At 69.1% G+C, this 22,591-nt stretch carries 22 protein-coding genes and 1 pseudogene; 10 read left to right on the top strand and 13 right to left on the bottom strand.

The annotated features are described in order from the left end of the window. Positions 1-139: 139 nt before the first annotated feature. The 9 genes and pseudogenes from NBY69_RS08690 to NBY69_RS08655 all read right to left on the bottom strand — a co-directional run bounded on the left by NBY69_RS08690 (position 140) and on the right by NBY69_RS08655 (position 10,463). Positions 140-1,195 (bottom strand): BMP family protein, encoded by a 1,056-nt coding sequence (locus NBY69_RS08690; RefSeq protein WP_250299537.1) that lies wholly within the window; start codon positions 1,193-1,195, stop codon positions 140-142. A gap of 140 nt (positions 1,196-1,335) precedes the next feature. Next, entirely contained in the window at positions 1,336-2,610 is a 1,275-nt protein-coding gene (locus NBY69_RS08685; RefSeq protein WP_250299585.1) for an amidohydrolase, read from the bottom strand. Between the two features lie 171 nt (positions 2,611-2,781). After that, a pseudogene (locus NBY69_RS08680) lies at positions 2,782-3,329 on the bottom strand (ATP-binding protein); the annotation flags it as partial. Positions 3,330-3,521: 192 nt separating this feature from the next. Beyond that, entirely contained in the window at positions 3,522-3,650 is a 129-nt protein-coding gene (locus NBY69_RS37315) for a hypothetical protein (RefSeq protein WP_266641216.1), read from the bottom strand. Positions 3,651-3,735: 85 nt separating this feature from the next. Beyond that, positions 3,736-5,424, bottom strand: coding sequence for a LamG domain-containing protein (locus NBY69_RS08675; RefSeq protein WP_250299536.1), 1,689 nt, complete (start codon positions 5,422-5,424; stop codon positions 3,736-3,738). 360 nt (positions 5,425-5,784) lie between these two features. Continuing rightward, a complete protein-coding gene (locus NBY69_RS08670; protein WP_250299535.1) occupies positions 5,785-6,837 on the bottom strand; it encodes a hypothetical protein in 1,053 nt (350 codons plus the stop codon). A gap of 20 nt (positions 6,838-6,857) precedes the next feature. After that, positions 6,858-7,781 carry an N-acetylneuraminate synthase family protein gene (locus tag NBY69_RS08665; RefSeq protein ID WP_250299534.1) on the bottom strand — a complete coding sequence of 308 codons (924 nt, stop codon included), beginning with the start codon at positions 7,779-7,781 and terminating at the stop codon, positions 6,858-6,860. A gap of 76 nt (positions 7,782-7,857) precedes the next feature. Further along, positions 7,858-9,156: an acylneuraminate cytidylyltransferase gene (locus tag NBY69_RS08660; RefSeq protein ID WP_250299533.1), complete on the bottom strand. Its 1,299-nt coding sequence runs from the start codon at positions 9,154-9,156 to the stop codon at positions 7,858-7,860. Beyond that, positions 9,156-10,463, bottom strand: coding sequence for a DUF6716 putative glycosyltransferase (locus NBY69_RS08655; RefSeq protein ID WP_250299532.1), 1,308 nt, complete (start codon positions 10,461-10,463; stop codon positions 9,156-9,158). The genes NBY69_RS08660 and NBY69_RS08655 overlap by 1 nt, the downstream gene beginning before the upstream one ends. 187 nt (positions 10,464-10,650) lie before the next feature. Here NBY69_RS08655 and NBY69_RS08650 point away from each other — a divergent pair, with 187 nt between their 5' ends. From NBY69_RS08650 to NBY69_RS08640, 3 genes are all read left to right on the top strand, one after another. After that, positions 10,651-11,634, top strand: a complete 984-nt coding sequence (locus tag NBY69_RS08650; protein ID WP_250299531.1) for a glycosyltransferase family 2 protein — start codon at positions 10,651-10,653, stop codon at positions 11,632-11,634. Next, the gene (locus NBY69_RS08645; RefSeq protein WP_250299530.1) at positions 11,631-12,995 is read left to right on the top strand and encodes an alpha-2,8-polysialyltransferase family protein; all 1,365 of its coding nucleotides are present in this window, start codon (positions 11,631-11,633) and stop codon (positions 12,993-12,995) included. Before NBY69_RS08650 ends, NBY69_RS08645 begins: the two co-directional genes overlap by 4 nt. Before the next feature lie 146 nt (positions 12,996-13,141). Beyond that, positions 13,142-14,278: an acyltransferase gene (locus NBY69_RS08640; protein ID WP_250299529.1), complete on the top strand. Its 1,137-nt coding sequence runs from the start codon at positions 13,142-13,144 to the stop codon at positions 14,276-14,278. On the opposite strand, the gene NBY69_RS08635 is transcribed toward NBY69_RS08640, so the two are convergent. Further along, positions 14,253-14,996: a TetR/AcrR family transcriptional regulator gene (locus NBY69_RS08635; protein WP_250299528.1), complete on the bottom strand. Its 744-nt coding sequence runs from the start codon at positions 14,994-14,996 to the stop codon at positions 14,253-14,255. The two genes, NBY69_RS08640 and NBY69_RS08635, sit on opposite strands and share 26 nt — an antisense overlap. Before the next feature lie 38 nt (positions 14,997-15,034). Here NBY69_RS08635 and NBY69_RS08630 point away from each other — a divergent pair, with 38 nt between their 5' ends. After that, positions 15,035-16,498, top strand: coding sequence for an FAD-dependent oxidoreductase (locus NBY69_RS08630; RefSeq protein ID WP_374211235.1), 1,464 nt, complete (start codon positions 15,035-15,037; stop codon positions 16,496-16,498). Positions 16,499-16,540: 42 nt separating this feature from the next. Here NBY69_RS08630 and NBY69_RS08625 read toward each other — a convergent pair whose 3' ends face one another. From NBY69_RS08625 to NBY69_RS08615, 3 genes are all read right to left on the bottom strand, one after another. Further along, complete coding sequence (locus tag NBY69_RS08625) at positions 16,541-17,200, bottom strand: MSMEG_1061 family FMN-dependent PPOX-type flavoprotein (protein ID WP_250299527.1); 660 nt, start codon at positions 17,198-17,200, stop codon at positions 16,541-16,543. 308 nt (positions 17,201-17,508) lie between these two features. After that, positions 17,509-17,730, bottom strand: a complete 222-nt coding sequence (locus NBY69_RS08620) for a DUF397 domain-containing protein (protein WP_250299526.1) — start codon at positions 17,728-17,730, stop codon at positions 17,509-17,511. Beyond that, positions 17,727-18,599: a helix-turn-helix transcriptional regulator gene (locus NBY69_RS08615; RefSeq protein ID WP_250299525.1), complete on the bottom strand. Its 873-nt coding sequence runs from the start codon at positions 18,597-18,599 to the stop codon at positions 17,727-17,729. Before NBY69_RS08615 ends, NBY69_RS08620 begins: the two co-directional genes overlap by 4 nt. Positions 18,600-18,838: 239 nt before the next feature. On the opposite strand from NBY69_RS08615, the gene NBY69_RS08610 reads away from it, so the two are divergent. The 6 genes from NBY69_RS08610 (at position 18,839) to NBY69_RS08585 (ending at position 22,535) form a co-directional block, all read left to right on the top strand. Beyond that, positions 18,839-19,267, top strand: a complete 429-nt coding sequence (locus NBY69_RS08610) for an ATP-binding protein (protein WP_250299524.1) — start codon at positions 18,839-18,841, stop codon at positions 19,265-19,267. Between the two features lie 100 nt (positions 19,268-19,367). Continuing rightward, positions 19,368-19,676 (top strand): hypothetical protein, encoded by a 309-nt coding sequence (locus NBY69_RS08605; RefSeq protein WP_250299523.1) that lies wholly within the window; start codon positions 19,368-19,370, stop codon positions 19,674-19,676. A 131-nt stretch (positions 19,677-19,807) separates the two neighbouring features. Next, complete coding sequence (locus tag NBY69_RS08600; RefSeq protein ID WP_250299522.1) at positions 19,808-20,107, top strand: hypothetical protein; 300 nt, start codon at positions 19,808-19,810, stop codon at positions 20,105-20,107. 141 nt (positions 20,108-20,248) lie between these two features. Then, entirely contained in the window at positions 20,249-20,473 is a 225-nt protein-coding gene (locus tag NBY69_RS08595; RefSeq protein WP_250299521.1) for a hypothetical protein, read from the top strand. Then, a complete protein-coding gene (gene tgmB / locus NBY69_RS08590; protein WP_250299520.1) occupies positions 20,473-21,447 on the top strand; it encodes an ATP-grasp ribosomal peptide maturase in 975 nt (324 codons plus the stop codon). Before NBY69_RS08595 ends, tgmB begins: the two co-directional genes overlap by 1 nt. Before the next feature lie 194 nt (positions 21,448-21,641). Next, positions 21,642-22,535, top strand: coding sequence for a methyltransferase domain-containing protein (locus NBY69_RS08585; protein WP_250299519.1), 894 nt, complete (start codon positions 21,642-21,644; stop codon positions 22,533-22,535). Positions 22,536-22,591 lie beyond the last annotated feature (56 nt).

The raw sequence follows: 22,591 nt of genomic DNA, 5'->3' as shown, positions 1-22,591 counted from the left end.
CGGAGGGGCCCCGGCGGAGGCGGGGGGTGCGGTGACGCTAACGCGCCAACTGCACGCTACACGCGTAGAGTTGACACATCGTTATGGGCCCGGCGGGGAGACAGCGATCCCCCGCGCCGGGCCCACGTGACGGGACAGGTCAGGGAGTGGTCTTGACCTTGACAGCGCCGTCGATGATCTTCTTCTGGGCCGCGTCGAGCTTGGCCTTGATGTCATCGATGAAGCCACCGCTGGTGGCCAGCGAGACACCGCCCTCGGCGAGCGAGTAGGTATTGGTGCCGGTGATCGGCTTGCCGGCACGGACCGACTTGACCAGGTCGTAGACGCCGATGTCGACGTTCTTGACGACCGAGGTCATGATCGAGTTCTTGTACTTCGCCAGCGAGGCGATGTTGTACTGGTCCGAGTCGACGCCGATCGCCCAGGCGCCCTTCTTGCCGTTGACGGCCTCGATGGCGCCGTTGCCGGAGGAGCCCGCCGCCGTGTAGACGACGTCCGCGCCCTTGTCGAGCATGCCCTGCGCGGCTTCCTTGCCCTTGTCGGGGCTGGCGAAGCCGGAGGTGTCCGAGCCGTGGCTCAGGTACTGCCGGTCGATCTTGATCTTGCTGTTGGTGTCCTGGACGCCCTGGACGTAGCCCGCCTCGAACTTCTTGATCAGCGGGACGTCCACACCGCCGATGAAGCCGACGTGGTCCGTCTTGGTCTTCAGCGCCGCGGCGACACCCGCGAGGTAGGAGCCCTGCTCCTCGGTGAAGACGATGTTGTCGACGTTCTTCGCGTCGACGACCGAGTCCACGATGCCGAAGGTGACCTTCGGGTACTTCGCGGCCACCTGCTTCATCGAGTTGGCGTAGGCGTAGCCGATGCCGACGATCGGGTTGTAGCCCGCGTCGGCGAGGTCGGTGAGCCGCTGGACGCGGTCGGCCTCGGTGTCGGTGGTCTTGGCGGTCAGTTCCTTGATGTCGCCGCCGAACTCCTTCTTCGCCTTGTCCATGCCGCGAGCGGCGGAGTCGTTGAAGGAGTGGTCGCCACGGCCGCCGACGTCGTAGGCGACGCCGACCTTGACGCCCTTGGACGACGACTTCGACGACGAGTCGGAGTCGTTCTGGGTCGAGGTGCTGCCACAGGCAGAGACGGAGAGAGCGAGGGCTGCGGTGGCTATGCCCGACGCAGCGATCTTGGTTACCCGGCGCAAGAGGAGGTCCCTTCAAACCAAACCTGGAGCGCCTCTTCCGGCGCTGGTTTTCGCCAGGATCGTAACGCGCGTAGATGTCAGGTAAAGGCCTGTTCGGAACCTGTTATCGGATCGACGCGAACGGGAGCCGACGTGGCCGGTTACGAACGATGTACGTCCAGCAACGCAGCGGCGGTGAAAAGCTCCACGCCGACCTCGATCGCGGCCTCGTCCGGGTCGAAATCCCCCCGGTGCAGGTCGCCCCGGGCGCTGTCTCCCGGCGTACGCACCCCGAGCCTGGCCATCGCGCCGGGCACCTGCTCCAGGTACCAGGAGAAGTCCTCGCCGCCGAGGCTCTGCTCGGTGTCCTCGATCGCGTACGGTCCGCGGCGCGCGGCCATGGCGTCGCGCAGCAGCTCGGCCACGGCGCCGTCGTTGACGACCGGCGGCACCCCGCGGACGTAATTGATCACGGACTTGGCCCGGTGCAGATCGGCCACCTCGGCGATGGCCTCGTGCACCAGATCGGGCGCGGACCGCCAGGCGTCCAGGTCGAGGCACCGTACGGTCCCGGACAGCTCGGCGTGCTGCGGGATGACGTTGCAGGCGTGCCCGGCGTCGATCCGGCCCCAGGTCACGGCGAGCCCGGACCGCGCGTCGATCCGCCTGGCCAGCAGCGCGGGCACGTCGGTGGCGACCTTCGCGGCGGCGGTCACCAGATCGGTGGTGAGGTGGGGCCGCGCGGTGTGCCCGCCGGGCCCGTCCAGGCTGACTTCGAGACGGTCGCAGGCGGAGGTGATGGGCCCGGCCCGCAGCCCGATCCGCCCGGCGTCGACCTTGGGGTCGCAGTGCACCGCGACGATCCGCCCGACGCCGTCCAGCACCCCGGACTCGATGGCATCGGGGGCACCGCCCGGCAGCACCTCCTCGGCGGGCTGGAAGATCAGCCGCACGGGGTACGGAAGCTGCCCGGCCTCGTGCAGCCGGGCGAGGACGAGCCCGGCGCCGAGGACGACGGTGGTGTGGATGTCGTGCCCGCAGGCGTGCGCCATGCCGGGGACGGTGGAGCGGTAGGCGCAGGCGGTCTTGGTGTCGGGGATGGGGAGCGCGTCGATGTCGGCGCGGAGGGCGAGCACGCCGCGCGGGGCTTCGGCTGCACTCCCGGCGTCCCCGCTGTTCCCGATGTCACAGATGAGCCCGGTCCCGATACTGAGCACCTGCGGCGCGAGCCCGGCCTGCTCCAGCCGCGCCTTGAGGGCCGCGGTCGTGCGGAACTCCTGGTTCCCCAGCTCGGGGTGCATGTGCAGGTCACGACGGAAGGCGATCAGCTCGTCCCGCAGCTCGGCGGGGAGCACACCGACGAGCGGGGCGTCACCGGCCGGACCGGTGTCACCGGCACAGGCGGGCAGGTCGGAAGCGTCGGGCTCACGGGACATCAACTGGTTCACTCGTTGAAGGGTAGGCCCCTTCATGGCCCAACTAGCCATCGAACAGCAAAAGTTCAGCCGCTTAGGCGAAAGAATCATGGTTCGCGGCGTATGCGGGGCGGGTGTGATGGGTACTGTCATTGGCCCCCGATCCCCGGTCGAGTCACTCTCGGTCCCCGGTCAGGCCATCCCGTAGAGCGCGGCAAGGTCCACGAGCAGAACATCGGGGCGACGCGCGGCGAGTTTCACGAGGTCGGGATAGAAACCGTGCAGCGAGTAGAGGGCGAGTGTGGTCCCCCCTGTGTCGTAGCCCTGTTCGGCCAGCAGCGCGCGGATATGTTCCAGCCGCTCCAGATCACCGGTCCCCGACGGGCCGCAGTGGCTTTCGCCTCGCCCAGGAGCGCGATGCGGGCACGCGGCGACTGAGGGCGCTCCCCCAGGGCCAGGGCCATGACGTCGACTTCATGCTTGGTACGAGCGGCGGGGTCGGCCACCTCCGCGGTACCGACCGGTCCCGGGAGTCCGTCGGGAAGAACCGTGTGGGCGAAGCGCCGGGTCCAGTCACGCGCAAGGTCTTCGAAGTGAGGACCCAGGATCTTGGAGTGGAAGGTGGGGGCGGACGCCTGCCAGATCTGCTCGGCGAACCCCTGCTCCACCGATGCGGCCTGCGGGAGCGTGATCAGCTGGTTGAAGCGGATGACCGGATCCGCGAGCGTGATGACCGGATGTGGACCTGCCCCTCTCTGCACGGCCCATAACACCGTCAGCGTACGGCCCGAACGGCTGACTGACGACGCGACGCCATTCGAACTGACCTTTCTGTGCCGCTCACTTGAGGTCCGCCTTTCGCCAGACCCCGCGCCCACAGTCCCAGCGCAATACTGGGTGATGCGTCAGGGGCGACGGGCCGAAGCGAAGGATCAGCCGCTACTGGGCGAGTGGCCGTCGGTCAGAGCGAAGCGGACGAATTCCACGTCCTTCTTCGGGATGCCCAGATCGTACGAACCGTCGGCTGTCCTCACCTTGAAGCGGGCGAACTTCCCAGCCATGGGGATCTTTTCGCCCTCCCCGTCCAACTCACAGGGTGTGGCCAGAGCCCATGCACCGGCCGCACCGCCGCACCGGCCGCACCAGCTACAACGGGATCGGCATCTCGTTGAGGTACATCAGGTCGATGTCGCCCCCGTCGGTCACCCCGGTCCACACCCGCACCGCATCCACCAGGCCCGCCGTGGCATCGCCGGAGGAGCCGTCGGGCGTGCGGCCCACGCCTACGGTGAAGTCCCCGGTGGCCTGCCACGGTGAGTCGAACGTGACGGGGGCAGTCTGGCGGACCCCGTCGACGTACAGCAGGAGTTGATGGTGCGCTCCGTCGTAGACGCCGGTGACCAGTGTCCAGTCGTCGCCGGGGTCGACCAGTTGCGCGCCGGCAATGCCTGTCGGTGCGGTCACCGTGGTGGCGCCGGGGGTGTCCGCATCGGTCCGGCCGAACGCCCACATGCCCTCGGACATACCGGCCGGCTGGGTGTACCAGAGTCCCCAGGAGTCCTGGTTGCCGCCGCTCTGACCGGCGATTCGCATCGTGTGCTCCACGCTCGTGTCACTCAGCGCGGAGGCGTCGAGCCTCACCCAGGCGGCGATGGTGAAGTCACCCTGTCCGTCGACCAGCGGGCCGCTCGCCGAGGCGTGGCCCGAGGTTCCGTCCAGCGACAGGACACCACCCTTGCCGCCGTCGTTGTCGGTGGCGAACGCAGCGCCGGAGGAGAGGGCGGCGGTGTGCCCGTAGCCGGAGGAGTCGGTGGCCGTGCTGCCCGAGGCCTCGTTCAGCTCCCAGTCGGCCGCGAGGGCCGGACGCGAGTGGCCGGTCTCCGGATCCACCTCGGCCTCCAGGTCTGCGGTTTCCTTCGGCGAGAGCGCGCGGTCCCAGGTCTGGATCTCGTCGATCTGACCGGGGAAGTAGCCGCCGTACGCGGCGCCTGACCGGCCGCGGCCGATCTGCAGGTCGCCGCCGGCCTGCCAGGAGGGGGTGAAGGGGACCGGGGCACCTTGGGCAACGCCGTTGACGTACAGCTGCACTGTCCCGGACTGGGCGTTGTACACGCCGGTCAGGTGGGTCCAGACCCCCGGTACAGGGGTTGCCGTCGAGACGGAGCGTACGACGGCCGAGGAGGCCGAGTCCGAGGTGTCCCGGCTGAAGACCCAGGCGTGCGAGGCAGCCGAGTAGGAGAGCGCGAACGCCGAGCCGTCGGCGCCCGCCTCGGACACCGCCACCGCGTCGTGCGTCAGGCCGGTCGGGCGGGCCCAGGCGGAGACGGTGAAGGAGCGGGACGTGTCGGGTCCCGCGCCGGCCGCCGAGGCGTAGCCCTGCGTGCCGTCGAGGTCGAGGGCCTTCCCCAGGCGTGCGTGGCTGGACCAGGACGCGCCGCCCACGAGTGTCGCGGGGTGCGATCCCGCGCTGTCCGCCGCCGTGCTGCCGCTGCCTTCGTCGAAGGACCAGCCTCCGGTGGCCGGGGCGTTCGGCGCGACGCTGAAGTAATAGGTCGCGGTCGTCGATGCGTCGCCCGCAGCGTCCCAGGCCGTTACGGCGAGCTGGTTCAGCCCTCTCTGGTCCGGTGCGAGGGTCACGGTGGTGCTGGTGGTTCCTGGCGGGACCGTCTTGGTGACCTCAAGCGTGTTGTTGAGCGAGTAGGTGAATTTGACGACGTCCGTGTCCGACGTGGTGAAGGTGAAGGTGCCCGGCACATCCACACCCCCGGACGAGGCGCACCCGTCCGCTCCGCACTCCGGGTAGTCGTCGGAGGAGATCGTCGGAGCGTCGAGCATCCGACGGTCACGGACCGGTTGAGTACCTTGCACGGAGCCGGCGGACCGGCTTCCTGGACGATGCCCGTCGGCCTGTGCCGCTGTGGCGGTAACACCCCCCGCCACCTGCACCAAAAGCGCCGCGCACACCAGCCACACCCCGCGTGCGGACGTGCGTCTGCCACTCCCCCTGGATCGCCTCACGGCTTGCCCCACCCCTTGTACGCCAAACAAGTTGGCCCCCACACCTAACGATCAAGGAGCCTGCCAGCCGCCCGGCCAAGGCAGGGCATGGGCCTGATCAAGAGGAGGTCATGTGCAGGTCGTGCACCCGTCAGGAATTGAATATTCACATCAAGTCTCAGCGGGCACACATCTGCTTCACGCGCCCCCGGCCGCCGCGTTCATCGGTCCCAGCCGCTGCACGTCGCGGGCCGTCCCCGTCACCCCCGCCAGGAAGCCCTGTGCGCGCGGGGATGCCGTCTCCGTAAGCCAGTTGGGGTCGATGTCGCAGACCGCGACGCGTACCTCCGTGCCCGCCAGGGCCAGCGGGAGCGTGTGCACCACCGTCGACGGGAAACTGACGATCGTGCGGCCGATGGGGCCCCTGCGGGCGATGAGTTCCAAGGGGAGGTCGGGGCGGACGATCTCCAGGCCCGTCTCGGCGTGCAGGCGGTGGAGCTTCTCGGTGGACTCGCGGCGGTGGGCGAAGTAGCGCGTCACGTTGTGGGTGCGGGCCAGCGCGGTGACCGCCGCGATGTAGCGGTCGCAGTCGACCACGCCCGTCTCCACCAGGGAGGTGCCCACCAGGTCCGAGGTACGGGTGATTCTCGGCGGGCCGAAGCGGGACCGGGTCCAGGCGAAGTCGTTGGCCGTGACGGTCAGTCCGGGCGGCGCGTCCCGGACCGGCATCGAGCTGAACACCTCGACCGTACGGCTGCCCGACGGGGTCAGCCTGCGGCGGGCCGCCGACGACATCGGGGCGAAGAGCAGGTCCCGGGGGCTGCGGCGGCCGCGTCGGTGCCAGCGGACCAGCGGTTGCTTCGCGGCGAGTTGGGCGATGAACTCCATGGTGGCCGTGCCGTCGTCGACCACCGTCAGATCGCGGGCGCCGGTGATCGTGAGGAGGAGTTGTACGTACCGGGAGAACGGGTCCCCGATGACGATCCGGTCGGCCCGGCGCAGCATCGGCGCGAGGCCGCCGATCGTCTTGAAGGGCGCCGCCACGCCGCCACGCGCCTCCTCCCACCGCACCGTGACCCCTTCGTCGCGGGCCAGTTCAGCCACCCGGCGGAGTTGCCCCCGGGACATGGGGTCGAGCGGTGAGAGGACGACCACGGTCAGGTCCGTGGTCGCCGTGTGGGCCCACTCCAGCAGGTTCAGCAGCTGGACGGGGCTCTCCACGAAGGCGAGCGTGGCGGGGGCGCTCTTCACTGTGGCGGGTCTCCTGCTGGTCAGACGGACGCGGGCTCGCGGTCCGCGCCTTCGGCGACGACACCGGCGACCCGGCGCAGCTTCTTCATCGGGGCGAGCTCCGAGTCGTAGACCTTCTTGACGCCGTCGCCCAGCGAGGCCTCGATGGTGCGGATGTCGCGCACCAGGCGCTGGAGGCCCTGCGGCTCGACGGAGGCCGCCTGGTCGGAGCCCCACATGGCGCGGTCCAGGGTGATGTGGCGCTCGACGAAGGCCGCGCCGAGCGCTACGGCAGCGAGGGTCGTCTGGAGGCCGGTCTCGTGGCCGCTGTAGCCGATCGGGACGTTCGGGAACTCCGCCTGGAGGGTGTTGATGACGCGGAGGTTGAGCTCCTCGGCCTTCGCCGGGTACGTCGAAGTGGCGTGGCAGAGCAGGATGTTGTCGCTGCCCAGGACCTCGACCGCGTGGCGGATCTGGCGCGGGGTGGACATGCCGGTGGAGAGGATGACCGTACGGCCGGTGGCGCGCAGCGAGCGCAGCAGCTCGTCGTCGGTGAGGGAGGCGGACGCGACCTTGTGGGCCGGTACGTCGAACTTCTCCAGGAACGCGACGGCCTCGGTGTCCCACGGGGAGGCGAACCAGTCGATGCCGCGCTTGGCGCAGTGCTCGGAGATGGCCTGGTACTCGGCCTCGCCGAACTCGACGCGGTGGCGGTAGTCGATGTACGTCATCCGGCCCCAGGGGGTGTCACGCTCGATGTCCCACTGGTCGCGCGGGGTGCAGATCTCCGGGGTGCGCTTCTGGAACTTGACCGCGTCGCAGCCCGCTTCGGCGGCGGCGTCGATCAGGGCGAGGGCGTTGTCCAGCTCACCGTTGTGGTTGATGCCGATCTCGCCGGTGATGTAGACGGGGTGGCCGGGGCCCGCGGTCTTGGTGCCGAGGGTGCGGAGGCGGGTGGTGCTCATGAGGGTTCTTCCTTACGTGACGGACGAGTTGGGGTGATGTCGATGTGTGGTGCGGGGTGTTGCTCGGCTTCGGGGGTTACTTGACCGATGGGTCGGGGGTGTGGGGAGTGTTGAGGTCGGGGCCCAGCAGCCAGGCGGCGATCTCGCGGATCGCGCCCTCGCCGCCGGGGGTGGTGGTGACCGCGCGGGCGGCGCCGCGTACGACGTCGTGGGCCTGGGCGACCGCGACGGGCCAGCCGACGAGGTCGAAGCACGGCAGGTCGTTCACGTCGTTGCCGACGTAGAGCACCCGCTCGGGTGCGACGCCCTGCTCGTCGCACCACTGCTTGAGTGCGAGGTCCTTGCGGTCGATGCCGTGCAGCACGGGCAGCCGCAGTTTGCGGGCGCGGGCCGCCACCACCGGGTTCTGTTCGGTGGAGAGGATCAGCAGCTTGAGGTCCGTACGGTCGCGGAGGGCGGCGATGCCGAGGCCGTCCCCCCGGTGCACGGCGACCAGTTCGCGGCCGTCGGAGTCGATGAGGACCCGGTCGTCGGTCTGGGTGCCGTCGAAGTCCAGGACCACGGCGTCGATGTCGTCGCGGCCGGGCAGCGTACGGGTGTCGAGGAGCGGCGCGAGGGCCCTGGCGCGGGCCAGGTCGTGCGGGTCGTCGATCTCCAGGACGCGGGCCGGGTCGGTACGGACGAGGGTGGTGCGGCCGAAGAAGCGGTGGCGGGCGGCGCGGAAACCGTCGGCGTCCATCGCGTACGCCGCTCCGGTCTCCAGGTAGTCCTGGGGCCGGTCCTGGCGGCGGGGGCGGGACGCCTTGTCGTGATTGACGCCGGTCGTTCCCGTACCGCTGCGGGCCTCCTCCGCGCTCCCGCCCGTCGTCTCCACGCCCTCGCGCCAGAGGAAGCCGTGCGAGGGGGCGACGGTCAGCGCGGTGTCGGCGCCGTCGTGGGCGACCGCCGCCGTGACCCCGTCGATCTCCTCGCTGGTGAGGAAGGGGCTGGTGCACTGGACGAGCAGCACCACGTCGGTACCGGGGTAGGCGTCCAGCGCGTGCAGGATCGCGGCCTCGCTGGTCGCGGTGTCCCCGGCGATCTCGGCGGGGCGCAGCACCACATCGGCGCCCGCTTCGCGCGCCGCCGCCGCGATCCGCTCGTCGTCGGTGGAGACGGCGACATCGGTGACGAGGCGGGCGCCCAGGCAGGCCCGGACGGCGCGGACGACGAGCGGGACGCCGCCGATCACGGCCAGGTTCTTGGCAGGTACGCCCTTGGACCCACCCCGGGCCGGGATCACGGCCAGCACCTTCGCGGGCCGCGCGGGCGTCGCGGCGGGCGCGGTTCCGTCGGTTACATCGGTCCGGTCGGTCCGGTCGGTCTCGGTGGGCATCACAGTTCTCCCATGCGGCGGATGACAGGGGCCACGCGCTGTACGCCGTGGCGGTACGCCCCGCGGGCCGCGTCGCGTACGGCGTCGCGCACCACCCGGCGTACACCGCCGACTTCGGCGACCGGCGCGGCATCGAGGCGGTAGCGCGCGAGGATGCCGGGGAGGTATCCGGGCGCGGTGGCGTGGGTGTAGTAGGGGGCGAGCGGCGGGAGCCGGTCCCGGTCGGCGACGAGGCGGGCGACCCGTTCGCGTACGGCGTCGAAGGCCGTCGCGTACGAACCGTCGGCTGCCACGCCCTGCCGGGCCAGCCACGCCGGGTCGGCCTCCGGGCAGTCACCGGCGTCCAGTTGGTCCCAGGAGGCCAGGCAGCCGGAGCCGATGAAGTGGTGGTTGCCGAGCGCTTCCCGGATGCCGAGGTCGGTGAGGATCACGGTGGGAATCCGGCGGTGCAGGGACTCCAGGGCGGCGGTCGACGAGACCGTGACCAGCAGGTCGGTGCGGTCCAGCACCTCGCCCATGTGGCCGTACACCAGGCGGAAGTTGGACGGCAGACCGCCCGGAATCCGCTCGGCCAGTTTCTGGTAGGGCAGTTCCTCGATGTGCGTGGTGTGCTCGCCCGGCTTGGAGCGGAGCTTCAGCTGCACCTCGCGGCCTGGGTGCAGCCGGGCGTGCTCGACGAGGCGGCGCAGCAGGTACGTACGGCCTTCGCGCGACTCGGGTACGGAGGGCTGCGCGGCGAAGACCACCGTCCGGACGTCCCGCCGGTCGCCGCTGTAGGGCGTGCCGCCGAGGAAGGGCAGCGCGGCCTCGGTCACCGCGGACGCGTCGGCGCCCACCCCCTCGTACACCGCGCGGAAACGCTCCGCGTCGTGGCGGGAGTTGGCGAGTACGACATCGGCGCCGTGCCGCAGCAGCAGACCGTCGGCGAGCTTCTCGTAGACGACGCCGACATAGCCGGTGACGACGACGGGCCGGCGGCCGAGCGTGGCCAGTCCGTGCAGCATCGCCTGGACCGCCCCGCCGACGAGCGCCAGGACGACCACGTCGTAGCTTCCCTGGGGGGAGCCCTGCTCGACGGCCCGGAGGAATTCGGCCCCGGTGACCTCACGTACCTCTGCCGTGGTCACCCCGGCCCCGACCTCGGCGAGCTGGCGCGGGGTGGGCGTGGCCCGGCCGCGCAGCAGGAAGCCGCTGAGGTGGGCCTCCCCGGTGGAGAGGCGGCGTGCGGTGAGCGCGCCCCATTTCCAACGGGTGTCGGAATCGGCGATCACGGCAACGCGGAGAACATCGCTGGTACTTGCTGGCACAACGACGAAGGTAGAAAGGCATTCGGTTCGGCGGCCCAACTCAACAGCAACAAACGGTTAACAGCGGGCCGACGGAGAGAGAATGAGCCCGGCCCGCCGCCCGGTTCACTGTTCCGCCATATTCAGTTCACCCGCCATATCACCGGGCTTCAGGCCGAATGCCGGGGAGCCTCTTAGCGTCACGCGGGTGGTTAAGCTCTCCGTCATCGTGCCGTTCTTCAACGTGCAGACATACGCCCCCGACACCCTCAGAAGTCTGCGCGCGAACGCACGCGACGACTTCGAGTTCCTGCTCGTCGACGACTGTTCGACGGACGGGACCCCGGAGATCCTCGAACGTGCGGAGCGCGAGCTTCCGGGGGCGGTCCTGCTGAGACACCCCAAGAACGGAGGACTCGCCACCGCCCGCAACACCGGGCTGGACGCCGCGCGCGGCGAATACATCACCTTCCTCGACGGCGACGACTGGCTCGCCCCCGGGTACTACGCCCACCTGCTCGCCGCCATGGAGGGATTGGGATGCGACTTCGTCCGTACCGACCATGTGCAGTGCACGGGCAGCGCCCGCGCGGTCCAGCGGGTCCCGTACGGCAGGCGCGGCGAGGTGCTGAATCCGCGTGACGTGATCCTGCCCGCCGACCGGTCCACGCCCGTCGACTACGCGTTCGCCTGGGCCGGCATGTACCACCGCAGGCTCCTGGACCGCGGGCTGCTGCACTTCACGGACGGGCTGCGCACCGCCGAGGACCGCCCGTGGATCTGGCGGCTGCACCGCGAGGCGGAATCGTTCGCCGTGCTCGGTCTGCTGGGAATCTTCTACCGGCGTGGGGTCGCTTCGTCCCTGACGCAGATCGGCGACGTACGCCAGCTCGATTTCATCCGCGCTTTCGACCAGGTTCTCGACGACACCGCGAAGGACCCGGATGCCGATCTTCTCCTTCCCAAAGCCGTCCGCACCTATTGCGCGATCATTTCGCACCACTTGGGTTCCATCGAAAGGTTCGAACCGGCCGTGGCACGTAAATTGCGGACGCTGAGCGCCGCCGCGCTGAAGCGCATGCCGCAGGATCTGCTGACCGACGCGCTCGACTCGATGGACACCCCGCGTGCGTCCCGGCTGCGCAGGCTGCGCCGCCGCCCGGCCGCGCTGACGGCGGAGGTCGCGGCATGACGCGCCCCGCCTCGACCTCGGTGTTCCCCGCACTGCCCGGCGCGCGGACGACGCAGATCTTCTACGTGTCCACGCTGTACGGAGCCGCCACCGTCGCCGCCGCGATCGACAGCGGCTGCTTCGACGGAGCGGACCGGCGGCTGCTGCTGGTCAGCAACAACGCGGCGATCCCGGAGACCACGCCCGCGCTCGACACGATGCCGGGCTTCGAGCAACTGCGCGACCGGTTCGACGGGGTGCTGTCCTGGAACGACACCATCGCCCCGCTCCATCCGGGCGGCTGGTCGCCCCGCCCCGACGACATCCCGCTGTGGGAGCGGCAGTTGAGGCTGCTCTGGGAGCTCGGTGACGACCGGGTCGAGCTGGCGGTCGAGTCCATCCAGGTCAACCCGGCGCAGGCGCTCGCCCTGCTCTTCCAGGACGCGCCGGTGACGGTGTACGCGGACGGGCTGATGTCGTACGGGCCGACCCGCAACAAGATCGATCCGCTGATCGGCACCCGGGTGCGCAGGCTCCTCCACCTGGACCTGGTGCCGGACCTGAAGCCGCTGCTGCTCGCGGAGTTCGGGGTGGAGCCGGAGATCGTGCCGGACGCCGCCTTCCTGAAGGTGCTCGGTGAACTGGCCGGTTCGGCAACGGAGTTGCCCGAGTGCGCCGAACCTCCGGCGCTGCTGCTCGGCCAGTACCTCTCTGCGCTGGAGATCCTCACCCCGCAGCAGGAGGAGGACCTCCATGTGCGGATGCTGCGCGGCGCGGTCGCGCGCGGTCACCGTACGGTCGTCTTCAAGCCCCACCCGACGGCCCCGGCCCGCTGGTCCCGGCTGCTGGAGCGGGAGGCGGACCGGCTGGACGTCGAACTGACCGTCGTGGACACGCCGTTGCTCGCCGAGACGCTGTACGAGCGGATGCGTCCCGCACTGGTGGTGGGCTGCTTCTCCACCGCGCTGCTGACGGCGAGCGCGTTCTACGGCATCCCGGTCGCCCGGACCGGTACGGAGCTGCTGCTGAACCGGCTGGCCCCGTACCAGAACAGCAACCGCGTCCCGGTGACCGTCGTCGACGCGCTGCTGCCCGACCTGGAGGACCCGGAGTCCGCGCCGGCCGACGACCTGCCGGGACTCGTCGCGGCCGTGGGCTTCGCGATGCAGCCGCTGCTGCGGCCGGACCTGCGTCCGGCGGCGGAGGCGTATCTCGCCCGGCACCTGACCGAACACACCTGGCGCTACTTCAAGCGGCGCAGGCTGACGGTACTGGGGCTGCCGGGCGGGGTGCCGTCGCAGCTGGCGTTCATCCCGCGCAACGCGACGGTACGGCGAGTGGCCCGGCGGGCCCGTTCCCTCAAGAGAGTTGCCCTCGGATGACCTCCACGCCCGCACCCCCGCAGACCGGTCCGGGGGCCGGCCCTGGATCTGGTTCCGGGACCGGTCCCGATAGCACCCTTGGTCCTGGTGCCACTGGTCACGGCACCCCCGTTCCCGGCAGCCTCGCCGCCGGGGCCGGGACGCCGATGCCGCCCGTGCTGCCGGTACCGGCGGCGGCCCCGGCGGCCCCCGCCGGCCGGCCGCCGCGCACGGGCGGGCGGCTGCGGGCGCTCGACGGCCTGCGGCTGGTCGCCGCCCTGATGGTCGCCGCGTACCACTACGGCGGCCGGGGCGGCGAGATCAGCCGGGCCTGGGGCGGCTCACCACGTCACCAGTTCCCCACGCTCTCCGAGTGGTTCGCCTACGGCTGTCTCGGCGTGCAGATCTTCTTCGTCATCAGCGGCTTCGTGATCTGCATGAGCGGCTGGGGCAGACCGCTGCGCTCCTTCTTCGCCTCGCGCGTCTCACGGCTCTACCCGGCGTACTGGGCGGCGATCGTCCTCGTCACGGCGACCTTCGCGCTGCCCTGGGTCGTGTACGAGACCGTCTCTCCGAGCGACGCACTGGTGAACCTCACCATGCTCCAGCAGCCGATCGGCGCCGACCGGGTGCTCGGGGTGTGCTGGACGCTCTGGGCCGAGCTGCGGTTCTACGCCCTCTTCGCGCTCTTCGTGGTGCTGCCGGGCGCGAACCGGCAACGCGTACTGATCTTCTGCGGGGTATGGACCCTCGCCGCCGCGATCACCGACGCGGTGCACCAGCCGCTGCTGTCCACCGTCCTGATGCCCGAGTACGCCCCGTTCTTCATCGGCGGTGTCGGCCTCTACCTGCTGCACCGCGACCGGCGGGACGTCATCGCCTGGGGCGTGGTCGGCGTCAGCTGGGCGATCGGCCAGCACTACGCGGTCACCGGGCTGTGGCACCGGGCCGACCCCGCGTTCTTCTCGTACCGGCACACGTCCGTGATCATCGCGATCGTGACGCTGGGCTTCGTCCTGGTCGGCGCCATCGCCCTGGGGTACTTCCGCTGGGCGGACTGGCGCTGGCTGACGGTCGCGGGAGCGCTCACGTACCCCTTCTACCTGGTGCACGAACACCTGGGCTGGGTGGTGGTGGGGGTGCTCCACCGTCACCTGGGCATCCCCTCGTACGCGACGCTCGTCCTCACCGTACTGTCGATGCTGGGGCTGGCCTGGCTGCTCAACCGCTATGTCGAGAACCGGCTGACACCGCTCCTCCGCGGCGCCCTGTCCCGGGTCATCGCTCCGGCGTCGCCCCGCTGACACCCCGCGGCCGGTACACCGCCTCGATCCCCGCGACCACCAGCCGCAGGCCCTCCTCGAAGCGCCGGTCGAAGTCGGTGAACATCTCCCGGCCCGCTGCGGCGGCGAGCGGGTAGTCGGCGAGCCGCCGCGCCCGCTCCTCGACGTCGTACCCCGCGCGGCGCTCGTCCGGCATGGGCTGGACACCCTGTTCCTCGGTGACGAAGCCCAGCGTGAACGCGTACGCGGTGGTGGTCGCCCGCACCGCCTGCGCCAACTCGAAACCGCAGCCGACCATCATGCGCAGATGCTCTTCCAGCGAGTCCGCGTGGTCGATGCCGGTGAGGCGGGTGCCGCTGTAGACCCTGGCGCCGTCCCGGTGGCGCAGCAGCATGGCGCGCAGGGCCCGGTTGTAGGCCAGGATCCCCTGCTGCCAGTCACCGGGGGCCTCCGGCCGGTCCCGCTCCCGGTCCTCCCGTTCCGGCCCGCCCCGTTCCGCCCCTTCCCGTTCCGGCGCGGAGACGCGTGGCCGGTCCTCGGCGAGCATCTGCCGGTACATCACCGTGGCCATCTCGTCGAGCAGCGCCTGCTTGTCCTTGAAGTGCCAGTAGAGGGCGGGCGCCTTGACGTCCAGCTCCTTGGCGATGGCGCGCAGGGTCAGCCCGTCGAGGCCCACCTCGTTCAGCAGCCGCAGCGCGGTCGTGGCGACGCGCGCCCGGTCGATCTTCGTCGTTCCCACCTTGACAATTTAACAGCGTTAAGGGCATCGTCGGAAACATGCAACTTAACAACGTTAAGGACGCGGGCACGGGCACGGGCACGGGCACGGGCACGGGCACGGGCACGGAAACACGGGTGGAGACGGACGTACTGATCGTCGGCGCGGGCCCCACCGGCCTCACCCTCGCCACCGATCTGGCCAGGCGCGGGGTGCGCACGGTCGTGGTCGAGAAGGCAGACGGCCTCTTCCCCGGCTCCCGGGGCAAGGGCCTCCAGCCCCGCACGATGGAGGTCTTCGACGACCTCGGGGTGGTCGGAGCGGTGCTGGCGTCGAGCGGACCCGCACCGCTCCTGATGAGGTGGAAGGACGGCGAACGGCAGGGCGAGCGCTCCATGTTCGACGCCTCGGAACCGACCCCGGACGCCCCGTACGCGGGGCAGCCGCGCATCCTGCCGCAGTGGCGCACCCAGCAGATCCTCTTCGACCGCCTGACGGAACTGGGCGGACGGGTCTCCTTCTCCACCGCCCTGACGTCGATCACCCAGGACGCGTCCGGGGTCACCGCCGGGCTCTCCACCGGCGGCAGCGTGCGCGCGGCGTACGCGGTCGCGGCCGACGGCGGTCGCAGTACGGTCCGCAAGGCGCTCTCCATCGGGATGACCGGCGAGGCCGTCGATCCCTCGTCCATTCTGGTCGCCGATGTCCTCGTCCCCGCCCTGGACCGGCTGAACTGGCACGTCTTCCCGGGGGACGGCGGATTCCTGACGCTCTGCCCCCTGCCCGGCACGGACGCCTTCCAGCTGGTCGCGCAGTTCCCGTCCGGCAAACGCCCCGACCTGTCCATCGACAGCATCCGCACCGAGGTCGCCGCCCGCACACATCTCGCCGCCGACGCGGTCACCGAGGTGCTCTGGGCCTCGGACTTCCGCCCGCGCGCGGCGCTGGCCGACCGGTTCCGGGAGGGCCGGATCTTCCTGGCCGGGGACGCCGCCCACGTCCACTCACCGGCCGGTGGCCAGGGCCTCAACACCAGCGTCCAGGACGCGTACAACCTGGGCTGGAAGCTCGGCCGGGTACTGCGCCACGGCGCCCCCGAGGCCCTGCTCGACTCGTACGAGCAGGAGCGGCGGCCCAACGCGGCCGAGATGCTGGGGCTCTCCACCCGGGTGCACCGCGGAGAACAGCGGCGCGGCGCGGCCACCCAGCAGCTGGCCATCGGGTACCGCGGCGGCCCCCTGTCCACCGGCCGCGCGGGCGCCCTGGAAGCGGGCGACCGGGCACCGGACGGCCCCCTGGGCAAGGGTACGTTCCTCGACGCCTTCCGCGGCCCGCACTTCACCCTGCTCGCGGTCGGCACCGACGCACAAGTGCCCCCGCTGGACAGCGAGTCGATACATGTCCACCGCACCGACGCGTACGCCCCGTACGGCAAGGGCCTCTTCCTCGTCCGGCCCGACGGCTACATCGGCTGGGCGGGCGAGGACCCGGACGGACTCCTGGCCTACCTCACACGCTGCTGAGCGAGAGCTTCACGGCGGCCTCCGCCGACGCTCCGTCGATCGTTACTCGTACCGGTACTTCAGCGAGTCCGCCTCCGCCTGCTCGATGTCGGCGATCGTCAGCTCCGGCATCCGCAGTTGGGCCAGCGTCACCTCGGCCGAGGTCGGCTGGGCGTCGGCCGACAGCCATTGCTCCGGCTTCCAGGCCGCGCTCCGCAGCAGCGACTTGGGGCAGTGCGGGTAGACCTCCTCGATCCCCAGCACCAGCGCACTGGCCGGCGGCTTGCCCACGGCGGTCAGCTGCGACAGCAGCTCCGGTCGGGTGGAGACGCAGGCCCGGCCGTTCACCCTGAGCGTCGTGGTGCGCCCCGGGACGAGGAAAAGCAGCCCGGCCCGCCCGGTGGCGATGACGTTCTGCAGGGTGTCCAGACGCTTGTTGCCGGTCGCGTCCGGTATCGCCACCGTCCGCGCGTCCAGGACGGCGGCGAACCCGGCGGGACCACCGCGCGGGGAAACGTCACAGTTGCCCTCGGCGTCCGCGCTGGCGACCAGGACCAGCGAGGAGCAGCCGATCAACCTCCGCGTCTGCTCGGTGAGTTCGGTCATCTGCTTCCGCACGGACACGTCGCTGGGGAGTCCGTAGGCCCGGCGCAGCGCCTCCTGATCGGACACGGCGTCGAGGCGGAGCGAGTCGAAGGCATTGCCGGCAGGGGGTGTCGTCATGCCTCCGACCCTAGCCAGTGGGCCGGCCTGCGATTGGTCCTGGCCGGTGAGCGTGGGGGCATGGAGACGGCCGCCCACGAGCGACTCCGAAAAGGTGATCGACGGCTGTGCCACCGAAACCGGCCCAGCCATCCGACCCGCCTGATCAGCAGCACGACATCCCGAGTTGAACCTCACCAACCGTCAAGGCGATTGGTCGACGCTTCCTTCTGCTGGGAGTGCCGGCCGGCACAGAGAACGAAGTCGCCCTGGCAGACTCCTGGGCCCCACTCAGGGGGCGAGCGTCGGCCAATGTCTCGGGAGTGTGATCAAGGCAGTAGGTTGGCCTGCCCCGCCCGAACGCTCCTGGTGAACAAGTCGTAATCCTGGCGGGAGATGATCAGAACCTGGGCGTCCGGGTCGCCCACGTCGACGGAGTCGCGCAGCGCCACGACACCGTCCACGAACGCGACCTCCAGGCAGTTGTTCCCGCCGCTGGACAGTTCGCTCTTCGCCCACTCGGCGTTGGTCAGGTCGACCTGCTTCTTCATGTCTCGAAGTCCTTGATCAGTTTCTGGATGCAGCGACGGGATGCTTGCGGATCGAGGGCTTGTTTCCGGAGGTCGTCGAACGCAGATTGATACCGGTCCACGGGCACATCGTCCTCCAGGTACAGGCTGGTTGTCTTGGCCTCAACCACGGCAACCGGCGATCCCACCTGGAATTTTAGAAGCTGGAACGAACCATCGACGCCTGCGTGAGCACCTACATCAAAAGGGAGCACCTGTACATCCACATGCTTGCGCTCCTCTGTCACCGTCAGTAGCCAAGCAAGCTGTTCTTGCATCACTTTCGGGCCACCCACGACCCGACGCAGCGCGGCCTCGTCCAAAATGCACCACAGGTTGAGCGGCTCTTCGCGGGACAGGACTGCTTGCCGGGCCAGCCGGAGATCCACGAAGCGGTCAACCTCTCGCTTCGAGGACCACACCTTGCTCCGCTCCACGATCGACGTTGCGTACGCCCTGGTCTGCAGCAGACCCGGAATGACTTGGAGGAAGAAGACATCGGCCTCGGTCGCCATGCCTTCCAGGTGTAGGTAGTCCTCGAAAGCGTCGGTCTGGATCGCGTCTTGGAACTCGTCCAGCAGGTTCGTCCGTCTTCCCGAAGCCGCAAGGGCGGCCATGGCTTTGACCCTCTGCCTCGTCTCCTCCGACTCCACGCCATAGACCTGGAAGAACGCGGTCAAACCGAGGCCCGAAACCCGTTGCTTGCCATTCTCGATCTTGCTCAGAGCTGGCTTGCCGGACAACCCGAGGCGTTCCGCGGCCTCCTCCATGCCGTAGCCGACCGCGTGACGGAGTGATCGCAGCGCCGAACCAAACCTTCGCCTGTGCACGTTGGGACGCGCTTCCACCATGACCCACCTCCCTCGGGCCCGCAGCGTATCGCGCGCTCTCGTGGCTGACATATGCCAACTTCCACTTTGAGCAACGTTTCTAATTCCAAAGAGTTGCTAGCAACGTTTCTCATGCGCCATCGTTGCCTATGACAGAGCGACCACCCGGCGCCAGCCGGTAGTTGCTCCCAGGAACGAGCCGCGCCCTGTCCTCCTATCAGTGCGGACCGCTCACGCTTCCTCGAAGGGATGACCGTGCCATGACCGCGACCAGGCCCAACGCAATCGGTGCCCCCGGCTACAGCGAGACCATGCCCTGCGTGCCGGAGTCTGCTGGCCGTGCCCGCAACTTGATCCGGATGGCCATACACACCTGGGGCCTGGACGTGCTCGTCTCTGACGGCGAGCTGATCGCTTCAGAGTTGGTAGGCAACGCTGTGCAGCACAGCAGGTCTCACCACCTCCGTGCCGGTGTCACCCTGCTCGGCCCGGGACATGTGGTTCTGTCCGTCTCGGACAGGTCAACTGCCTACCCGAGGTTGCAGAAATCCCGTCTGGAGTCTGTAACTGGGAGGGGATTGCTTCTGGTTGATGAGCTGGCTCACCGCTGGGACGCCGATATTCGTCGGTGGGGAAAGGTTGTCTGGGCTGAACTCCGCGTTGCTGAAGACCCGCCCGATGGACAGTGATTCGTACTGGTGCCAGTTGGCTGCTGGGCCTACCGACCAGTCATCGGCGATCATCCTTGGCTGCTTCCCGGCGAGAAATCGCCGTCTTGCCCTTCGATGGATGCGGGAGCAGGCTCAACGGGTGGTCCGGGCCCTTGATCCCGACCCGTCCGACTCGTGGGTCGCCAACGCTCCGCTGCACCGGGTGGACGCGTCCCTTCGCATCCCCGACCCTGCGGCGGCGCTGAGGACGTGGGTGGCCGACGCGAGTGAGCAGGACACGACATTGCATCTCCTCGGCAGCGGCCAGCCGTACGCGCTCACCGTTTACGACCAGTCTGCCTACTACTCCCTCTCCGCATGGCCCGCCTCTACGGCCTTCGGGGCGGAGTTGGGCGACTCGACGCCTGTTTCCAGCGCGATCGCCTGATGCCCCGCTCTGTTCACACGCTGTCTTGAAGGAAGCCCAGCCACCCGGCCGGGTAAGACACATCGGGTTCCCGCACCCACATGACCAGAGCGGTTCCAAGCCCCCGCACCCAAGCGAAGGAAATCGAGGCCGTGACCTCCTTTCGGACCTTGAAACGAATCCGTACCTTCGTCGGTCTGGAGCGCGAGCTCGTTCTCTACGACGAATGTGACACGTGGGCGGACGACCCGGGGAGCGCGGACACACCTGTCTGCCATACCTCGTTGCGGATCTCCGCGTTCGGGCTCCGCGCTGAGACTGATGAGAAGACCGGCCTGGCGGCATTGAAGGCCGTCCGGGAGCAATACCCCGCCGTGGTGCACCTTCTCTACATGAACTTCGCCATCTACGGTCTCCTGATCGCCCTGGCGGTCGACGTCTTGAGTCACTGACAGCAGCGGCCAGGAAGGCCTGAGCGTTCGCCCCGGCCGTAGGAAGGGCAGCACTCCCTGAAGCGGCCAAGTAGCCGCTTCCCCAAGCTCCTCTCCGAGCATCTGCCCGGAAAGGTCCATGCACAGTTCGTTGGAGGTTTCATGAGCAGCACAGCAGTCATTCCGTTCGCCGCCCGTGCGGCTGCCCCGCCATGCCTGGTCACCACATCTATCGAGGGAGTTGTCTGGGACGGGGAGCACCAGCTCAACGTGCAGGCGGACGGCACGCCTTGGCACACCGCCGACCACGCGGCGTCGACCACCGATACCAACCTGGACGGCAAGGGCGATGACGTGAGCGATCCCTACTTCGCTCCCGCCTCCTGATGAGGGCCGCCCGACCTGTACTCGTCGTCGCTGAACGGCTGGACGCCTCGGCTGACATGGTTGTGGACCAACTGAACCAGCGCGACGTACCTGTCATGCGATTCGACTCGGCCGACTTCCCCCAGCACGTGACCCTGTCTGCCGGCCATAGGCCGACAGACGCGGGATGGGAAGGCGTACTGAGTGACGAGCACCGATCGGTGCGGCTTGAGGACGTCCGGGCCGTCTACTACAGGCGGCCCGGACGCCCCGTCATCGCCGACACCGTGGCTGAGCCGTATGCGACCTGGGCCCAGAACCAAGCGGATGCAGCAATGCTGAACCTGCTGTCCGCCCTGCCTGTCCGCTGGATCAACAACCCTCATCACGACCGCATCGCCGCGCACAAGCCGCAGCAGCTCGTCGCGGCCACCCGTGCCGGCCTTCGGGTACCAAGCAGCATCATCACCAACGATCCAAGCGAAGCCCGCGCCTTCGCGAAGACAGCGAACGGCCCCTTGATCTGCAAGCCAGTCCTCGGTGGACGCCTGGACACGGGCGAGGGCCGACAACTGATGGTGGCCACCCACCGAGTGGACCCGGTTGGCTTCGACGACAGCATTCGGCTGACCGCGCACTACTTCCAGGAGGACATCCCGAAGCAGTACGAGGTACGCCTGGTCGTCGTGGACGGAAACCTGTTCGCGGGAACGATCACCGGCACCTCCGAGAAGGCACGCACCGATTGGCGAACCGACTACGAGAACTTGCGGTACGGCACGACCACCGTGCCCGACAAGGTCGCGACGGCCGTCCGCCGCTTCATGACCTCGTACGGGATCGTGTTCGGCTCCTTCGACTTCGCCGTAACCCCCGATGACGAGTGGGTGTTCTTCGAGAACAACCCGGCCGGCACGTGGTCGTGGGTCGAGAACCACACCGGATTACCCATCGCCGCCGCACACGCTGATTACCTGCAAGGGACCACGACATGACCCGGACGAACGACCCCTCACCGGCCGTACTGCGCGTCAAGTTCGCTGCCTCCCTCGGTGAAGAGCGACAGAGCCCATGGCTGGCAGCGTTTGCCGAGGTACCGCGGGAACACTACGTCCCGGACTTCTACCGGCAGGACGGGCAAGGCCGGTGGCAGGAGGTCTCCAGTGGAGATCCGGGCTACTGGGAGACCGTGTACTCGGACACCGCGCTGACCACACAACTGGACGAGCGTGGCATCCCTACTTCGTCATCCAGCCAGCCCAGCCTGATGTTGGCCATGCTCGACGCCCTTGACGCAAAGCCCGGTCACCAGCTCTACGAGTTGGGCCTCGGTACCGGGTACAACTCGGCCCTGGCCTCGTCATTCCTGGGAAGTGACAACGTCGTGAGCGTGGACGTCGACCCCGATCTCGTCCACCTCGCTCGGAAGCGCCTGGCGAAGGGGGCGTACCGCCCCTTCGTGTTTGCCGGGGACGGTGCGGAAGGCTATCCAGCCCGAGCACCCTATGACCGCATCATCGCTACCGCCAGCCTTCACTGCATTCCTCCCGCTCTGCTGGGCCAGACCCGCGAAGGGTCAGTCATCGTCGCGCCGATCGGATTCGGTGTCGTCAAGGTCGTCGTCGCGGGCAAGGGCGAGGCATCAGGACGTTTCCTGTCCGTGCCTGCGTTCTTCATGCCGCGCCGGACCCCCGCTGCCAGTGGACCTGACTTCGCGGGGCTGGAGGCCCAGGCGACCGGCACGGCCACCGATGTACCTGCCGCGGATGTGCTCGACCGGCTGAAGTTCCCGTTGTCCCTCGCGTTGCCCGGGTACAACTCGTGTTCCTGGCGGGACGAGTCGGGCGAGCTGACCGGCGTCGGGCTGTGGACAGAGGACGGGTCCACAGCCACGGCCCACGTATCGGGGAAGGTCCGGCAAATCGGCCCCCAGCGACTCTGGGACAAGGTGGAAGAACTGGCCTCCGTCTTCCCGGAGGGCGCTCCGGCCCGAGAGGAATTCGGTCTCACGATCACGTCGGAAGGTCAGCGCGTCTGGTACCGGGAGCCTGAAGGCCCTTCCTGGGCCCTGCCCACTGAATGAATGAACTCGCGCCCCCTGCCCAAGCCGGGCGAGGACGCTGACATTTGCTTCACCGT

This window comes from Streptomyces sp. A 4/2, assembly GCF_940670765.1.
Classification (GTDB): Bacteria; Actinomycetota; Actinomycetes; order Streptomycetales; family Streptomycetaceae; genus Streptomyces.
Note: the sequence above shows the minus strand (reverse complement) of the source record. Positions and strands in the feature narration are given on the sequence as shown.

What these genes read in the sequence shown, in the direction of transcription:
- NBY69_RS08620 (WP_250299526.1), bottom strand. Translation starts at nt 17,730, where the DNA reads ATGAAGAAGCAGGTCGACCTGACCAACGCCGAGTGGGCGAAGAGCGAA.
- NBY69_RS08615 (WP_250299525.1), bottom strand. Translation starts at nt 18,599, where the DNA reads ATGGTGGAAGCGCGTCCCAACGTGCACAGGCGAAGGTTTGGTTCGGCG.
- NBY69_RS08665 (WP_250299534.1), bottom strand. Translation starts at nt 7,781, where the DNA reads ATGAGCACCACCCGCCTCCGCACCCTCGGCACCAAGACCGCGGGCCCC.
- NBY69_RS08595 (WP_250299521.1), top strand. Translation starts at nt 20,249, where the DNA reads ATGAGCAGCACAGCAGTCATTCCGTTCGCCGCCCGTGCGGCTGCCCCG.
- NBY69_RS08685 (WP_250299585.1), bottom strand. Translation starts at nt 2,610, where the DNA reads ATGTCCCGTGAGCCCGACGCTTCCGACCTGCCCGCCTGTGCCGGTGAC.
- NBY69_RS08660 (WP_250299533.1), bottom strand. Translation starts at nt 9,156, where the DNA reads ATGCCCACCGAGACCGACCGGACCGACCGGACCGATGTAACCGACGGA.
- NBY69_RS08625 (WP_250299527.1), bottom strand. Translation starts at nt 17,200, where the DNA reads ATGACGACACCCCCTGCCGGCAATGCCTTCGACTCGCTCCGCCTCGAC.
- NBY69_RS08605 (WP_250299523.1), top strand. Translation starts at nt 19,368, where the DNA reads ATGCGGGAGCAGGCTCAACGGGTGGTCCGGGCCCTTGATCCCGACCCG.
- NBY69_RS08630 (WP_374211235.1), top strand. Translation starts at nt 15,035, where the DNA reads ATGCAACTTAACAACGTTAAGGACGCGGGCACGGGCACGGGCACGGGC.
- NBY69_RS08610 (WP_250299524.1), top strand. Translation starts at nt 18,839, where the DNA reads ATGACCGCGACCAGGCCCAACGCAATCGGTGCCCCCGGCTACAGCGAG.
- NBY69_RS08640 (WP_250299529.1), top strand. Translation starts at nt 13,142, where the DNA reads ATGCCGCCCGTGCTGCCGGTACCGGCGGCGGCCCCGGCGGCCCCCGCC.
- NBY69_RS08645 (WP_250299530.1), top strand. Translation starts at nt 11,631, where the DNA reads ATGACGCGCCCCGCCTCGACCTCGGTGTTCCCCGCACTGCCCGGCGCG.
- tgmB (WP_250299520.1), top strand. Translation starts at nt 20,473, where the DNA reads ATGAGGGCCGCCCGACCTGTACTCGTCGTCGCTGAACGGCTGGACGCC.
- NBY69_RS37315 (WP_266641216.1), bottom strand. Translation starts at nt 3,650, where the DNA reads ATGGCTGGGAAGTTCGCCCGCTTCAAGGTGAGGACAGCCGACGGTTCG.
- NBY69_RS08675 (WP_250299536.1), bottom strand. Translation starts at nt 5,424, where the DNA reads ATGCTCGACGCTCCGACGATCTCCTCCGACGACTACCCGGAGTGCGGA.